The sequence below is a fragment of the Flavobacterium lacus genome, assembly GCF_003268815.1.
Lineage (GTDB): Bacteria > Bacteroidota > Bacteroidia > Flavobacteriales > Flavobacteriaceae > Flavobacterium > Flavobacterium lacus.
The window spans coordinates 17,566-33,346 of the sequence record NZ_QLSV01000016.1 but is presented as its reverse complement, the minus strand read 5'-3'; the positions used below and the strand labels follow the sequence as shown (position 1 = coordinate 33,346).

Annotated in this window: 15 protein-coding genes; 7 read left to right on the top strand and 8 right to left on the bottom strand. The window is 32.6% G+C overall.

Translation table 11 applies throughout. The features are described 5' to 3' along the window. The first annotated feature begins 3 nt into the window (after positions 1-3). Positions 4-243: a hypothetical protein gene (locus B0I10_RS13905; protein WP_112087119.1), complete on the top strand. Its 240-nt coding sequence runs from the start codon at positions 4-6 to the stop codon at positions 241-243. Between the two features lie 52 nt (positions 244-295). On the opposite strand, the gene recQ is transcribed toward B0I10_RS13905, so the two are convergent. Beyond that, a complete protein-coding gene (gene recQ, locus B0I10_RS13900) occupies positions 296-2,491 on the bottom strand; it encodes a DNA helicase RecQ (protein WP_112087118.1) in 2,196 nt (731 codons plus the stop codon). An 85-nt stretch (positions 2,492-2,576) separates the two neighbouring features. Here recQ and B0I10_RS13895 point away from each other — a divergent pair, with 85 nt between their 5' ends. The 4 genes from B0I10_RS13895 (at position 2,577) to lptB (ending at position 5,564) form a co-directional block, all read left to right on the top strand. After that, on the top strand, positions 2,577-3,542 hold the full coding sequence (locus B0I10_RS13895; RefSeq protein ID WP_181456962.1) for a KpsF/GutQ family sugar-phosphate isomerase: 966 nt from the start codon (positions 2,577-2,579) through the stop codon (positions 3,540-3,542). Continuing rightward, a complete protein-coding gene (gene tatC, locus B0I10_RS13890; protein WP_112087117.1) occupies positions 3,542-4,366 on the top strand; it encodes a twin-arginine translocase subunit TatC in 825 nt (274 codons plus the stop codon). The genes B0I10_RS13895 and tatC overlap by 1 nt, the downstream gene beginning before the upstream one ends. Positions 4,367-4,371: 5 nt before the next feature. Further along, positions 4,372-4,719, top strand: coding sequence for a carboxymuconolactone decarboxylase family protein (locus B0I10_RS13885; RefSeq protein WP_112087116.1), 348 nt, complete (start codon positions 4,372-4,374; stop codon positions 4,717-4,719). A gap of 104 nt (positions 4,720-4,823) precedes the next feature. Continuing rightward, a complete protein-coding gene (gene lptB / locus B0I10_RS13880; protein ID WP_112087115.1) occupies positions 4,824-5,564 on the top strand; it encodes an LPS export ABC transporter ATP-binding protein in 741 nt (246 codons plus the stop codon). Between the two features lie 3 nt (positions 5,565-5,567). Here lptB and B0I10_RS13875 read toward each other — a convergent pair whose 3' ends face one another. Further along, entirely contained in the window at positions 5,568-6,422 is an 855-nt protein-coding gene (locus tag B0I10_RS13875) for a glycoside hydrolase family 25 protein (protein ID WP_112087114.1), read from the bottom strand. A 21-nt stretch (positions 6,423-6,443) separates the two neighbouring features. Then, a complete protein-coding gene (locus B0I10_RS13870) occupies positions 6,444-7,175 on the bottom strand; it encodes a CDP-alcohol phosphatidyltransferase family protein (RefSeq protein WP_112087113.1) in 732 nt (243 codons plus the stop codon). Between the two features lie 183 nt (positions 7,176-7,358). Between B0I10_RS13870 and B0I10_RS13865 the strand changes: the two genes are divergently transcribed. After that, positions 7,359-8,426: a putative type IX sorting system protein PorV2 gene (locus B0I10_RS13865; protein ID WP_449404077.1), complete on the top strand. Its 1,068-nt coding sequence runs from the start codon at positions 7,359-7,361 to the stop codon at positions 8,424-8,426. 5 nt (positions 8,427-8,431) lie between these two features. Continuing rightward, positions 8,432-9,544 carry a lipoprotein N-acyltransferase Lnb domain-containing protein gene (locus tag B0I10_RS13860; RefSeq protein WP_112087112.1) on the top strand — a complete coding sequence of 371 codons (1,113 nt, stop codon included), beginning with the start codon at positions 8,432-8,434 and terminating at the stop codon, positions 9,542-9,544. Here B0I10_RS13860 and B0I10_RS13855 read toward each other — a convergent pair whose 3' ends face one another. Genes B0I10_RS13855 through B0I10_RS13835 form a run of 5 tightly spaced genes read right to left on the bottom strand, consistent with a single transcriptional unit; the run spans position 9,545 to position 15,764 of the window. Further along, on the bottom strand, positions 9,545-10,939 hold the full coding sequence (locus tag B0I10_RS13855) for an exopolysaccharide biosynthesis polyprenyl glycosylphosphotransferase (RefSeq protein WP_112087111.1): 1,395 nt from the start codon (positions 10,937-10,939) through the stop codon (positions 9,545-9,547). It lies immediately after the preceding gene. 58 nt (positions 10,940-10,997) lie between these two features. Further along, on the bottom strand, positions 10,998-12,008 hold the full coding sequence (locus tag B0I10_RS13850; protein WP_112087110.1) for a glycosyltransferase family 4 protein: 1,011 nt from the start codon (positions 12,006-12,008) through the stop codon (positions 10,998-11,000). 19 nt (positions 12,009-12,027) lie between these two features. Next, positions 12,028-13,602 carry a glycosyltransferase family protein gene (locus B0I10_RS13845; RefSeq protein ID WP_112087109.1) on the bottom strand — a complete coding sequence of 525 codons (1,575 nt, stop codon included), beginning with the start codon at positions 13,600-13,602 and terminating at the stop codon, positions 12,028-12,030. After that, complete coding sequence (locus tag B0I10_RS13840; protein ID WP_112087108.1) at positions 13,595-14,563, bottom strand: glycosyltransferase family 2 protein; 969 nt, start codon at positions 14,561-14,563, stop codon at positions 13,595-13,597. The genes B0I10_RS13845 and B0I10_RS13840 overlap by 8 nt, the downstream gene beginning before the upstream one ends. After that, a complete protein-coding gene (locus tag B0I10_RS13835; RefSeq protein WP_181456961.1) occupies positions 14,541-15,764 on the bottom strand; it encodes an O-antigen ligase family protein in 1,224 nt (407 codons plus the stop codon). The genes B0I10_RS13840 and B0I10_RS13835 overlap by 23 nt, the downstream gene beginning before the upstream one ends. Positions 15,765-15,781: the final 17 nt, after the last annotated feature.

The window sequence follows — 15,781 nt, the reverse complement described above, 5'->3', positions numbered from 1 at the left end:
AAAATGTCCAGAAAGATAAAATTAATTTGGGACTTTAGAGGTCCGGCTTCTGCAAAAACGGCGGAACACCATGAAATCCATTTAAAAGAATTTATTGAAACCGAAAAATTACCTTTGAACATTACCGGTTTTGAAATCTATAATGAAATGCAAGCCATCGCTTTTATGGTGGTAACCGATGAAAATATGATTGCTGTTCGCGATGCATTGAAACCTCATCGAGGGGAGATTTTTAGTGAGTAGTAAGCCGTTTTTAGTGTTCAGTAACTGCCTGCTAAAAACTGATTACTGAACACTAATTCGCTACTTCACTAATAAATTTAATTCGCATCAAACGCAATTCTTCAATATCATAATCACCATCAAATTCTTTTAGAGCATCTTCAATTTTATCGGTTTGCGAATCCATAAAATAGTCATAAATTTCTTCTTGTTGATCTTCATCCAGAATTTCATCAATCCAATATTTAATATTCAACTTGGTCCCGGAATACACAATTTGTTCCATTTCCTTGAGCAGATTATCCATTGTGAAACCTTTTGCTTTGGCAATATCTTCTAACGATAATTTTCTATCGATATTTTGAATGATGTATAATTTATTGGCAGAGTTTGCTCCAGTGGATTTAACCACCAAATCATCCGGACGAATAATGTCGTTTTCTTCTACATACCGAGCGATTAAATCAACAAAAGGTTTACCGTATTTTTTTGCTTTTCCTTCGCCAACACCGTGTACATTACTTAATTCTTCAATAGAAATCGGGTATTTTAGAGCCATATCTTCCAATGAAGGATCTTGAAAAACCACAAATGGAGGAACACTTAATTTTTTGGCTTCTTTTTTACGCAAGTCTTTCAACATGGCCATTAAGGCTTCGTCTGCTGTTCCGGTAGATTTTGAAGCCGCCACAATGGCATCATCTTCTTCTTCGCTGTATTCATGGTCTTCTGTCATCATAAACGACGTTGGATTTTTGATGTAGGCAGCCCCTTCTTCTGATAATTTTAAAATTCCGTATGTTTCAATATCTTTTTTCAAAAATCCAGCTACCAAAACTTGGCGAATTAAAGCCATCCAATAGCGTTCATCTTTATCGCTTCCGCAACCAAAAAAGTCCTGCGAATCGGTTCGATGAGCTTTGATGACGGCGTTAATTTTTCCCATCAGGGTAAAAACAATTTCTTTTGACTTATATAAATGTTTGGTGTCTCGCACCACTTGAAGCACTTTCACCACGTCCTCTTTCGCTTCCTTTTTTGGCTTTGGATTTCGCACATTGTCATCCATATCGCCACCTTCTCCGGTTTCGTTATCAAATTCTTCACCAAAATAATGGAGTAAAAATTTTCTACGTGACATGGATGTTTCGGCATAAGCAACCACTTCTTGAAGCAAAGCAAATCCTATTTCCTGTTCAGCCACAGGTTTACCTGCCATAAATTTTTCTAATTTTTCTACATCTTTATAGGAATAATAAGCCATGCAATGCCCTTCTCCTCCATCTCGTCCGGCACGACCGGTTTCTTGGTAATAACTTTCGAGCGATTTTGGAATATCATGGTGAATTACAAAGCGAACATCCGGTTTATCTATTCCCATACCGAAAGCGATGGTGGCCACAACCACTTCAACATCTTCCATCAAAAACATATCTTGATGCTTTGCACGGGTTTTGGCATCTAAGCCGGCATGATAAGGAACGGCACTAATTCCGTTTACTTGTAAAACGTGTGCTATCTCTTCAACTTTTTTACGACTAAGACAATAGATTATTCCCGATTTTCCTTTATTGTGTTTTATAAATTTAATAATGTCTGACTCAATATTTTTAGTTTTTGGTCGTACTTCATAGAACAAATTCGGACGATTGAATGAGGCTTTGAATGTTCTGGCATCGGACATATCCAAATTTTTCAGAATATCTTCCTGCACTTTTGGCGTGGCAGTAGCTGTCAGACCAATAACAGGAACATTTCCTAAATGTTTGATTATATTTTTTAGGTTTCGGTATTCCGGACGAAAATCATGACCCCATTCGGAGATACAGTGGGCTTCATCAATGGCAACAAACGAGATAGGAACTGACTTTAAAAATTCTACATATTCCTCTTTTGCTAATGATTCCGGGGCAACATACAATAACTTGGTGATGCCGGAAACAATATCTTTTTTAACTTGATTAATTTCGGTCTTGGTTAATGATGAATTTAAAACGTGTGCAATGCCGTCTTCAGAAGAAACACTTCGGATGGCATCCACCTGGTTTTTCATTAATGCGATTAAAGGAGAAACAACAATTGCTGTTCCGTTTTGAAATAAAGCAGGCAACTGGTAGCACAATGACTTTCCTCCACCAGTTGGCATTATTACAAAAGTGTTTATTTTATTGAGTATACTTTTGATCACTTGTTCTTGAAGACCTTTGAACTGATCAAAGCCGAAATACTTTTTTAATTCCTTATGAATGTCAATTTCGTTGGGATTCATTCTTATGTATGGTATTTTATTTTAAATTTGCATCCATAAAGATACAACTTTCTTTTATTCACACAAATTTTATATACAATCCGTTTTGATTACTAAAGAAAAAATTTTAACAACCGCCAAGGAGACCATTTTAGCTGAAAGTCAAGCCATTTCAAAACTGGCTGATTTACTTACAAATGATTTTGTAGAAAGTGTTCAGTTAATTTATCAATCAAAAGGCCGATTAATTGTTACCGGAATTGGTAAAAGTGCCATTATCGCTCAAAAAATTGTAGCCACTTTAAATTCTACCGGGACTCCGTCTATGTTTTTACATGCTTCAGAGGCGGTGCATGGCGATTTAGGAATGGTTCAACCTAATGATGTTGTTATTTGTATTTCTAAAAGCGGAAATAGTCCGGAAATTAAAATTTTAGTTCCAATTTTAAACCGATTTGGCAATACGTTAATTGCAATGACCGGAAATCTGACTTCTTTTTTAGCCAAACATTCTCAATTTGTTTTAGATACAACAGTAGAAAAAGAAGCGTGCCCGATAAATTTGGCACCCACGAACAGCACCACGGCTCAATTGGTGATGGGGGATTGTTTAGCCGTTTGTTTGATGGAAATGCGAAATTTTAAAGGTGAAGATTTTGCGAAATATCATCCGGGAGGAGCATTAGGCAAAAAACTTTTACTTCGTGTAAAAGACATGCTTGACGAATCTAAAAAACCAACTGTTTCACCAGAATCGAATGTTCAGACGGTTATTTTTGAAATTTCTGAAAAACGACTAGGTGTTACTGCTGTGGTTGAAAATGATAAAATTATCGGAATTATAACCGATGGTGATATTAGAAGAATGTTGAGTAAAACAGAAACCATTACTGGAATTACCGCCCGCGACATGATGACTCAAAATCCAAAAATAATTCAACCGAACGACATGGTAGTTGACGCATTGAATATCATGGAAGATTTTTCGATTACACAGTTAATTGTGGCGGAAAATAACACTTATAAAGGAGTGATTCATTTGCATGACATTTTAAAAGAGGGTATTGTATAATGGCAACAAGTAGTCCCAAAGAAATGTCCTTTTTAGACCATCTGGAAGAATTGAGATGGTTATTAATCAGAAGCACAGCTGCCATTCTTATCCTTGCTTGTGCTGCTTTTTTTATCAGTGATTTTATTTTTGAACACATTCTATTTGGCCCGAAGGACCCTAACTTTGTTACGTATCAGTTCTTTTGTCGAGTAACACAATTTTTTGGTGTCGAAAATGCAGACATTTGCAATGTAAAAATGCCTTTCATCATCCAAAATACCAATATGGGCGGACAAGTTTCGTTTTTAATTTGGACTTGTATAACGGTTGGATTTATTGCCGGATTCCCTTTTATTTTGTGGGAAATTTGGAAGTTTATTGGTCCGGCGTTGTATGAAACAGAGAAAAAATATGCTAAAGCATTTATTATCGTATCGTCTTTGTTATTTTTTCTTGGGGTTTTATTTGGTTATTACATTATCACACCATTATCCGTTTATTTTTTCGGCTCATTTAGTGCGAGTTCCGAAATTGTGAACGAATTTAATTTAGAATCTTATACCAGTATGATTAAAACGTCATCCATCGCTTGTGGATTATTGTTTGAGTTACCGATCTTAATTTATTTCCTTACTAAACTAGGGTTAGTAACGCCTTCTTTTTTAAGAAAATACAGAAAATATGCTTTAATAATTGTATTGATTTTAGCAGCAATTATTACACCTCCGGACATTATTAGTCAAATAATCGTAGCCATTCCGATCATGGTTTTATATGAAATTAGCATTTTAATAAGTCTACTAGTAGTTAAAAAAGAATTAAAACAATCCACTTTAAAATAAAAAAAATGTCAGATTTAGTTCAGGAATTTAATGATTATCGTTCTAAAATGAATGAAAAACTGTTGGCTGATAATAATTTAGTCATCAAACGAATTTTCAATTTAGACACCAATGCTTATGCCGAAGGTGCCTTGGATGTAAAAACGAAAGAGTTGCTTGGCTTAGTTGCTTCTGCTGTTTTGAGATGTGATGACTGTATCAAATATCATTTAGAAACAAGCTTCAAACACGGAATCAACAGAGAAGAAATGATGGAAGCGATGGGAATTGCCACGTTGGTTGGTGGCACGATTGTGATTCCGCATTTGCGAAGAGCGTATGAATTTTGGGAAGCACTTGAAAACCAAAAATAAGATAATCTATTGTTAATATTAAAGTTTGAATAGGCTAAAATTGTTTCTTTGCATTCTATTATGAACTCAGAAACTCAGTAACTTAGCTACTCAGCATCTAAAAAATGAAATTAAGAGCCGAAAATATCGTTAAAACCTACAAAGGCAGAAGTGTTGTGAAAGGCGTTTCTGTTGAGGTGAATCAAGGAGAAATTGTGGGTTTATTGGGTCCGAATGGTGCCGGAAAAACCACTTCCTTTTATATGATTGTTGGATTGGTAAAACCAAATAGCGGAAAAATATTCTTGGATAATATGGAAATTACCGATTTTCCGATGTATAAACGAGCTCAAAATGGTATTGGCTATTTGGCTCAGGAAGCTTCTGTTTTTAGAAAACTGAGTATTGAAGACAATATTCTGAGTGTTTTACAACTCACTAAACTTTCTAAAGCGGAACAAGAAGCAAAAATGGAAAGTTTGATTGCTGAATTTAGTTTGGAGCACATTCGAACCAATCGAGGTGACTTACTTTCGGGAGGAGAAAGACGCAGAACTGAAATTGCTCGTGCTCTTGCTACCGACCCGAAATTTATTTTGTTGGACGAACCTTTTGCCGGCGTTGACCCGGTTGCCGTTGAAGATATTCAGCGTATTGTGGCTCAATTGAAAAATAAAAATATCGGTATTTTAATCACCGACCACAACGTTCAAGAAACATTAGCCATTACGGACAAAACCTACTTAATGTTTGAAGGTGGCATTTTGAAAGCCGGAATTCCGGAAGATTTGGCTGCCGACGAAATGGTGAGAAAAGTATATTTAGGGCAAAATTTCGAATTGCGAAAAAAGAAATTGGCGTTTTAATTTCTACTGCAAAACCATATAATTCAACATTTTTGGGGTTCCATTATAAATATTAACATCCACCGGACCTTGAATACCGGGAACTGTACCTTTTTCTGTAAATTGCCAAAAAGCCCAATGGTCTTTAATATCTTCTACGAAAAAATTATAATTGGCAATCCAAAACGTGTAGCCTTTGAATTCTTTTTCAAGAAAATCTTTATAATAACTTTCACCTGAATAAATGATGGGTTTTACATTGTAATGATTTTCTACTTTGGTCAACCATCGCTTTAACCCTACTTTCAAACTATCAATCGATTGTGTTTTTGGCAAATTTTCAATGTCTAAAACCGGAGGAAAATCACCTTTTTGAAGTTTTACGGTTTTAATAAAATTAGTGGCTTGTTGGATAGAGTTTTCATTGGGACGATAATAATGATAGGCTCCGCGAATAAAACTATTTTCTTTTGCGTCTTTCCAATTTTGTTTAAAACGGCTATCTACTTTGTCTTTTCCGGCAGTGGCTCTGATGAAAACGAATTTCAATTGAAATGTGTCTTCAATGGTTTTAATTTCTTCCCAACTTATTTTTCCTTGGTATTCAGACACATCAAAACCAAAAACTTTCTTTTCATGTCGTTTTAAAACCTGAAAAATTCTGGCTTCTTCAACCTTTGTGGCATTTTTTTCGGTTTGATGTTTGGATTTAAAACTAAAATAATAGGCTAACGCATCACGATAATGATAAGCTGTTACTCCGATGAATAATACAATTAAAAATGTAATGGTAAAACCAATCATTTTACCAGAGAAAAAAGTCTTTTTCTTGGTGGTTTTTCGCCTTGTGACCGGTTTTCGTCTGATTTGCTTTGCCATACTTTATGAAAAACAAAACGTTTAAGAAATCATTTTATTTTGAATAACCGACATCAACACATACAGCAAGATAATTAAAGGTAACGCAACAATTTTTAGTGTTACCAACAAAATGATTGCTAAAGCCAAAAATACGATTTGAAATTTACTGTTTTGCCAAGAAAAGTTTTTCATTTTGAGAGAAAACAATGGAATTTCCGCATTCATCATGTACACACTCAAGATCGAGATTGCCATTAAAATATAAGGATTTGTAAGAGCATCTTTTAGAAAAGTTATCTCGGTTGAGGCAATAATCAATGGAATGCTTAATATAAAAAGTGCATTGGCCGGCGTTGGCAATCCAATAAAAGAATCGGTTTGTCTGGTGTCGATGTTAAATTTTGCCAATCGATAACAAGAGCCTAACGTGATAAAAAATCCAACTAAGGGTAAAATATGGTTTGTTGGAAAATAATCACCTAAGGCGGAAACACCGTCGTTTTGGTAAGTAAAAATCAACTTAAACATGACATAACCGGGAACAAGACCACTGGTAACCATGTCTGCCAATGAATCTAATTGAACGCCTAGCGGACTTTGTACTTTGAAAAGACGGGCAAAAAAACCATCAAAAAAGTCAAGAAATATCCCTAAACATACAAAGAAAAAAGCCAATTCAAACTGATTTCTAGCTGCAAAAACCACTGCTATACAGCCTGATAATAAGTTAAGTAATGTAATTAAATTGGGAATCTTTGCTTTTATATTCATATTCTAAGGTTTGAAAACAAATTTAATACAATAAGTGAGAAACAAGTGCGTTTTTTACTTGATATTTTTAGTTACGCTATTTCAATGTTTTTTATTTCGTGACATGTTAGAATGAAACAAGCTAAAAATTCCTATTTTTGGAAAAAAATTGTGCAAACTTCGGTTTGAAAATAAAATTGTGCTTTGAAAAAAAATCTATTTATTGTCTTGCTTCTACTTCCAATTATGGTGAGCAGTCAAGCTGTACGAAAATACTCCAATGAATTTATGAGTATTGGCGTGGATGCGGCTGCTTTAGGAATGTCTAATGCCGTTACGGCAAGTACGGCCGATGTGAATTCCGGTTATTGGAATCCGGCAGGATTGGTTTTTTTAGAAGACAGCCAAGGAGCCTTGATGCACGCTAGTTATTTTGCCAACATCGCTCAATATGATTATGCTGCTTTTGCTATGCCGATTGACGACCGAAGTGCATGGGGAGTTTCCTTAATTCGATTTGGGGTAGATGATATCTTGAATACCACACAATTGATTGATAATAATGGAAATATTGATTACAACCGTATCAGTAAATTTTCTACAGCCGATTACGGTGCCACTTTTTCTTATGCTCGAAGTTTACAGGTTCCGGGTTGGCAATATGGTGTAAATGCAAAAGTAATTAGACGAATAATAGGAGATTTTGCGAATTCTTGGGGGTTTGGACTTGATGTAGGGATTCAATTTGAACGCGACAATTGGAAAGTGGGATTAATGGTTCGCGATATTACGACCACGTATAACATTTGGAATATTGATGAAGAAGAATTTGAAAAAATAGCCAATGCTATTCCGGGAGAAAATCAGGATTTACCGGAGAGTACGGAAATCACATTGCCAAAGGCTCAGTTGGGTATTTCCAGAAAATTTGAATACCGCTATGATTATTCAATTTTAGCGGCGTTTAACCTAAATATGCAGTTTTTTAAGACCAACGATCTTATTTCTACTGACTTTGTGAGCATTGATCCTGCTTTAGGATTTGAGTTTGGTTATACTGATTTAGTTTTTTTGAGAGCCGGCGTTGGAAATTTTCAGAATGTACTACAAATTGATAATACTGAAAAAATTGGGTTTCAACCCAATATTGGATTAGGCTTTAAATACAAAGGTATTCAAGTTGATTATGCTCTAACCGATATTAGCGACCAGAGTGCAGCCTTGTATTCTAATATTTTTTCTGTAAAAGTTGATTTAGGAATCTTTAGATAATTTACATGAAAATAAAATTACACTTTCTACTTTTTTTATTTTGTAGTTTTTTGAGTTTCGGACAAAATTATCCCTTATCTTCCGACGCACGAGTTAGCATTTTAACCTGTGGAAGTGGCGAAGAATTACATTCCATCTTTGGCCATACGGCAATTCGAATTCAAGATAACACAAGAGGCGTTGATGTTGTGTATAATTTTGGTATGTTTGATTTTGACACGCCAAATTTTTATTTAAAATTTGTAAAAGGTGATTTGGAATATTATGTAGCCAAAGGTTCTTTTGAAGATTTTATGTATTCCTATCGAATGGAAAACAGAAGCGTTTATGAGCAGGAATTAGACTTTACGATACAACAAAAGCAACAATTGTTTGATGATTTAGAAAAATCGTTGTATTCTGACGAGCGATTTTATATCTATAAATTTATCGATAAAAATTGTACGACTATGGTAGTTGATCAAATTAATAATCAATTAGAACAACCGAGTATTTCAAAAGTTGGCAATACTATCGAAAGTTATCGTCATGTGCTAAATCCGTTTATGGAACATCTTTTTTATCAGAAATTGGGAATCAACATCATGTTTGGTTATCGAACGGATAAAAGTGCCGAGCAACTTTTTTTACCCATAGAATTATTAAAAAGTTTAGAAGTATCTCAAACAAATAACCAACTTATTGCCAAGAAGACTACTGTTTTGTTTGAACAAGATAAATCACTGCAATCAAAATCGTGGTGGAATTCAATTTATACTTTTATATTCTTTTTGATACTTGTTTTTATTTCAAACAGCAATAAAATCTATCTAACTTTTTTAGTTCTTTTAGGATTGTTAGGAATATTTCTCTCATTAGTAGGATTTTATTCGTTGCATAGAGAAATTTCGCAAAATTACAATGTGTTGTTGTTTAATCCTTTCTTGATTGGAATAGTTATTTCTTTTGGTAAGAAAAATGTAGTTTGGTTTAACCGATTCTTCTATTTTTTACTACTTTGTTTTGGTGCTTACCTTCTTTTCATGTTCAACAAAGCTCATTTATTTCTGATGCTTCCTTTTATGATTTTAATCATATTGCTACTTTTCCGGTTGAGAATACAACTTTTGAAATCGTAATTATTGTCCGCGATAAAACAGAATGGTACTGATGGTTTTAATCATGATGTTAATATCCAAAAAGATACTTCTGTGTTTGATGTAATATAAATCGTATTGCAGTTTAATTAGACTATCATCAATAGAATCTCCATAAGCATAATTTACTTGAGCCCAGCCAGTGAGTCCCGGTTTAACAACGTGTCTGGTTTGGTAGAACGGCATGACTTCGGCAATTTCATTCACAAAAACAGGACGCTCAGGTCTTGGTCCGATAACGGCCATTTCTCCCAAAAGAATATTTATAAACTGAGGGAATTCGTCTATTCTACTTTTTCGAAGGAATTTACCGAAAGGCGTTATTCTCGTATCATTTGTGGTTGCAAAAACAGCTCCATCAGTTTCAGCATTTTTAACCATGGTTCTAAATTTTAGAATTCTAAACTCTTCTCCATTTTTTCCAACTCGAATCTGGGTATAAAATAATTTTCCTTTATTTCCAACGGCGTTTCCTATCAATATTAAAGGCAATAAAATCACTCCGGTTGTTATCCCGGTTAAAGCGATTACAATTTCAAAAAAACGAACAAAAAACAAATACAATTGATTCTGGTTACTTCGGCTAAACGGAAAATATTTGTAAAAATCTCTTGCAACAAATTGAACAGGAATGCGTTGGGTTAAACTCTCATAGACTTGTGTATACTCTCTAATTATAAAACCATTTTCTAACAACAATAATAATTTGTTATAGAGCTCAACTGTAATTTCCTCTGTTCTTTGGGTTGCAATGACTATTTCTGAAATTGAATTTTTGGATACAAATTTTTGCAAATTGTCTACAGAAAGAATAGTAACCGCATTATTTTTAAATTTAAACGCTGACGTTTCATCTGTATTAACAAAAGCAATGATATTATAGTGAGGATCGATACTTTTTAATCCGGAAATTAATTCGTCTGCCATTTCTTTTTCAGAAATCAAAATCACTTTTTTTTCAAAACGGTGAGAAGCTAAATATTTTTGATAAAACATTCGCCACAGAAATAAGGCGAGAAAAATAGCAAGAAAAAAATATAAAATCTGGATACGATTTGAAGGAAGAGTTGGTGTGTAAAAAGGGGTTAAAAGATAAAATAAAACGGTTGTTGAAGAGGTCAAGACAATACTTCTAATCACTTGAAATTGATTACTGGCCACTTGCAAGTTATACATTTCAAACACAGAGCCAACTAGCAACACATAAACACCTAATACGAGGGTCCAATAGAAATTTGTTGGAGTAATTGCGAAATAATCGAAGTTAAAAATTATCCCAACAATATACAGCATTACTAAAACAAACAGGACATCAAAAAATCTGAGAAGAATTTTTCTCTCTGAAACTTCAAAATGAATTTTCTTTTTAGTGTTCATTCTTTATGGCTGTTGAATTGAAGGGTGCAATTTAACAATTTTATAAAGAGTTTTTGAGCTATTTTAAAATTTCTTTCCATTGGTTTTTAACAATTTGCCAATCGAACTGCTCTGCTAATTTCCGACCATTTTCAGCTAAGTTCTGGGCTAAATCTGGATTTTCGATTAGCTCTTTTATGGCTTCAACCATTGCCTGCGTATCAGAATCGTCAACTAACAAGGCGGTTTCCCTATCCTTAACTAGAAAGGGAATACCTCCTACATTTGTTGAAACAACAGGTAAGCCAAGTGCTAAAGCTTCAATAAGGCTCACGGGTGTATTATCAAAATGGGTTGTGTTGATAAAAATATCATAGTTTTTTGAACGTTCAATCCAAGCGGGTTTGGATAACTTACCCGTAAAGTTTACTTTTACATTAAAAGGAATGGCATATTCTTTTAAATCTTGTATTCTCAAATCTTTTTCTTGACCAATTACACATAATTCAGCATTAGAAAAACTTGTTTTTAGCATTACCAAAACATCAATAGCCATTTTGGGATTATAGATAGTAGATAATGAACGTACCCATAAAATTTTGGGTTGTACACTTGTTTTTTTTTGAAAATTATAATTACTAATCTCAATTGTATTTGGAATTAGTTTTAAATTATGAAATTTATTTTCTTTAAACACTTTGAAAAGATATTCAGAAGGAGCTACATTATAGAGTGAGTTTGAAAAAACAAGTTTTGAGATTAAAGGCGATGATTTTAATCTGTTGGGTAAATCTCCACCTCTTAATATAGTGATATATGGTTTATTTAAAATTCTGCATAGCTGACTAACCATAAATGCAAACCAAAAATTTATTGTACTATACGTATCAATTAAAACATAATCAACTTTATGAGCCTTTACTAATGTTTTATGAAACATGTTTAAAAACCTGAGAAATTTATTTTTTTTTGAAGAAGCATAATATAATTTATAATTTTCTTTTTCTAATAAAGGCCCGAGTGTTTCAATAGAAGTCGCAGAAAACCCGTGTTTTAAAAGTTTGTTCCCTATATAAAGAATATTAATCATAATTATAGGATTTGTTTTTTTAAATTTTGTACAAATACACATGTCCAATCACTTTTACTGGCCTGATTTCATCCCAAGCTTCTGCACTTAAGATATAGTTAACCCCTTTCGATTTTAAAAAGACAACTTTTTCAAATTGGTCCATCGTTCTAAATTCCTTCAAATCTTGATACCATTGAATAAACTTGTTTTGATTTCCTTCTATTAACATTGATGCTCCCTTTGAATCCAATAAAACAGATCTATCCGCACCGGCTCTTATCAAATATGTGCCATAAAAAACAGCGTCTTTCTCCGTGTTTAATTTTAAATAATCTATCATATCTGAAAGATCATAATTTTTAGAATTCTTTGAATTAAATTTCATGTTGTTAGGCAGTATCGCAGTAGAAATATCATCTCCTACAAAAGGTAAGCTTGAGAATCTATTCAAAGATGAGCAAACTAAAACTGTAAAATATAGAGCAAAAACGTAAAATTGAACCTTACCAGTTACTTTCAAACGGTTGAAAAATTCAACTGCTAGCAAAAAAATACCAATTTGAAAAATTATAATAATAAGCTTTTGAAATCGTATGAGTTGAAAAGACATCCTGATATTTTTATTGAAAACGGTATTAATGATTTCTTCAACATAAACAGAGAGATTCGCTGTAAAAAAAATGATTACTACTGAAAAAAACAAAACTTTGAAATAAATTTTATTTTTAGAGGAATCAAAAAAATAAAAAATAAAAAATAAAACACTAAACAAATAAGTTACAGGTCTATTCCAGTTTAAAACAAACATGAACGGATTTGAAAAACTCCTTGGTATTCTTGCAAAAAATGCTTCTTTAAAAATTGTCTGATCGAATGATAAATTACTCTCAACCCCCATGTAATAGGTTGCAATAAATGGAAACATTCCAATACCACAAAACAGTATTGCAATAAATACTTCTTTAATTGATTCTGTCAGAAATAATTCGTTTCTAATAAATTTAAATAAAATAAATACAGAAAAATATAGTATGACTCCACCAATACCCGTGATAGGATGAAAATTAAAAATTAGACCAAGTGCTAAAGACGCTACTATTACTTTATATTTATTTAGGTACGAAAAAAGCAGAAAAGGAACAGGTAAAAAAACGGAATATATGGTTCGCGGCATAATGGTCCACAAATCGGAAATCCCAAGTAGTTCGCCTCCGGGTGGCCAAATAATACCTCGCATGAAAAGAGAAAAAACAACCGCTATCCAAAATTTATTTTTCAGCTTGTAAAATAATAAGAACCAAAATACACCATAAAAAAAATGCGAAAAAAAACTAAAAACATTAAGTGCTTGGATGTAGTCGTGATGAACGAATTTTGCAAAAAATCTCAACGTCTGAACAAAAAAAGGAGTATAATACTCTACATTCTTAATATCGTTTAAATATAAATCGTTTTTATAAAGTGAGGGGTCATCAATTTTTTTGCAAACAGGAATAATATTGGCTAAATCTGAAGAAATATCTTCAATTTTTGCATCTCGTCCCTGAAAATAAAATGCAACAGCAATTAAAAAATTAAACAACAATACAAATGAAGTTTCCTTTTTACTCATTACGATTAAGTTTTGGAGAATTTATTATGTCATATTGTATTGCTTGAAGCAGTAACTGAAAGCCCAAAATTATTGACAAAGTAACTAGCATTATGGTTCCTGTAGGGGTTAAAACTTTTAAATTAGAATAATATATCCAATTATGAATTCCATAAATTATTCCAAATAAAAACAAAGGCAATCCCGCCAAAATATAAAGTGACCCAATATTAAAATCAAATAAGAAATATTTTTTCAAAATTCGTTTAATAAATAATTTTAATAGATTCCATGAAAAAATTATGGGCATCTGCCAAACCTTCATACTCGATTTTTCATCATTGTAGACTGCCGGCATAGTTAAATCCATAATTCTTGAATCAAGATAATACAATTCAGCAATTAAAGAAGTCTCAAAAAAATACCGATTAGATAGTTTAGAAAAGTCAAGTTGCTTCAAATCAGTAACTTTTACAGCAAAATATCCATTTGTTGGGTCAAAAACATTCCAATATCCCGTTGAAATTTTAATCAAAAAAGATAATACTAAGTTTCCAATTCTTCGAATGACAGGCATTTTTTTTAACGCTTTAAAATCTCTAAATCGGTTACCTTTTACATAATCCGCTTGTTTAGAAATAATTGGTTCTATTAAATACGGCAAATAACTCAAATCCATTTGATTGTCTGCATCAACTTTTATAACGATGTCTACATTTAAATCAATTGCTTTTTTAAATCCCAATTTTGTGGCTCCTCCCACACCCAAATTACTTTGGTTTTTTAAAAAAAATATTTCTGTTTGCTTGTTAATATTAGCTAGTATTATTTCTTGGGGTAATGGTTGATTACCACAATCATCCACAATGATAACATAGTTTATAAATTCGGGAATTTTATTTATAACGTATGTGATTTTTTCTGAAGCGTTGTAATATGGTATTACAATTGCCACTTTTCTATTTTGAAGTAATTGTTTCATTTTCGTGCAAAGATGAAATTAATAAATTAACTACCACTAAAAATATGCCCAGAATTGCAAATAATGGTCTGTAAATATATAGATGTTCCCCAAAAAAAAGTGTCACCAACATAGAAAAAACGAGCCCTTTCAATGCTAGTGCTTCTCCCTTATTTTTTTTGAATGATATTAAAAGATAATTTATTAGCCATCCAAAATAAAAATAAAACCCTACAAGTCCCAATTCCTTGATTACATTGAGGTACATATTATGGGCAGAGAAACTTTTAGTAGTTCGGTTATTGAAGCCCAAACCAAAAGGAATTATCTCTGGATTTTCAAGTATATAATTTAAATAATTAATCGAAAGCCTATCTCTTCCTGCACCCAAATCCTGATAAAGCTCTCCGACATTTGCGTTTTCAATGTCTTCATCGTTTTCAATTTTATTAATAACTCTTCCACTAATTACCTCCTCTACTTTTTCATATAAATTATTGTTGGAAGTCAAAAGAAACCCAAATAAGCTTCCAACAATTAAACCAAAGAAAATAAAACTTGAGGTTTTGTAGAAAGAAAAAAACAATATAAAAATTAAAAGTCCCAAATAACTGGTTCTAGAACCTGACAATAAAAGAACATAGATATTAACTACAATTACAAAAACGGTAAACACTTTTGAAATATTGAGTTTTTTATTAAAAAAAACACCTATCGCAAAAATAAAATTAATTAAGGAAAACATCCCTGTAACTATTTTATTTGGACCCAAAGTACCAGACAAAAATCCTCTATAACCTTTGTAATAATTATCACTCCATAAAAACGGAATAAGATTAAAGTTTTGTAGAGCAATGATAATACAAGAAATAGAAGATAGGGAAAATACTATAATTACAAAAAGCTTCAACTTATACCTGTCAAAAGAGATAACATAAAGTAATACGGAAGTAACAAAAAATATCCACAAATGATATAAATACAAAACCGATTGATAAAAAACAGACATTTTATCCATAAAAATGGCAAAAAGAAGTGTTGAAATAATTGTGAAAGTACTCCATAATATAAACCAGTAGAGCCATTTTAGAGGATTTACTTTTTGTATAACATAGTAATAAAACTTATAATTTCCGTAAAAGAGAGTCAGCACAATCAAACCCAATAAATCATATAAACGTAACTCATTATCTCCTTTCACACTATAACCAATAATTGGCAAATTGTAGAAGTAAGAAA

Bases quoted from the DNA above. Each gene is read 5' to 3' on its own strand.
- tatC (WP_112087117.1), top strand. From the start codon at position 3,542: ATGGCAACAAGTAGTCCCAAAGAAATGTCCTTTTTAGACCATCTGGAA.
- recQ (WP_112087118.1), bottom strand. From the start codon at position 2,491: ATGAATCCCAACGAAATTGACATTCATAAGGAATTAAAAAAGTATTTC.
- B0I10_RS13885 (WP_112087116.1), top strand. From the start codon at position 4,372: ATGTCAGATTTAGTTCAGGAATTTAATGATTATCGTTCTAAAATGAAT.
- lptB (WP_112087115.1), top strand. From the start codon at position 4,824: ATGAAATTAAGAGCCGAAAATATCGTTAAAACCTACAAAGGCAGAAGT.
- B0I10_RS13860 (WP_112087112.1), top strand. From the start codon at position 8,432: ATGAAAATAAAATTACACTTTCTACTTTTTTTATTTTGTAGTTTTTTG.
- B0I10_RS13855 (WP_112087111.1), bottom strand. From the start codon at position 10,939: ATGAACACTAAAAAGAAAATTCATTTTGAAGTTTCAGAGAGAAAAATT.
- B0I10_RS13845 (WP_112087109.1), bottom strand. From the start codon at position 13,602: ATGAGTAAAAAGGAAACTTCATTTGTATTGTTGTTTAATTTTTTAATT.
- B0I10_RS13905 (WP_112087119.1), top strand. From the start codon at position 4: ATGTCCAGAAAGATAAAATTAATTTGGGACTTTAGAGGTCCGGCTTCT.
- B0I10_RS13840 (WP_112087108.1), bottom strand. From the start codon at position 14,563: ATGAAACAATTACTTCAAAATAGAAAAGTGGCAATTGTAATACCATAT.
- B0I10_RS13875 (WP_112087114.1), bottom strand. From the start codon at position 6,422: ATGGCAAAGCAAATCAGACGAAAACCGGTCACAAGGCGAAAAACCACC.
- B0I10_RS13870 (WP_112087113.1), bottom strand. From the start codon at position 7,175: ATGAATATAAAAGCAAAGATTCCCAATTTAATTACATTACTTAACTTA.
- B0I10_RS13850 (WP_112087110.1), bottom strand. From the start codon at position 12,008: ATGATTAATATTCTTTATATAGGGAACAAACTTTTAAAACACGGGTTT.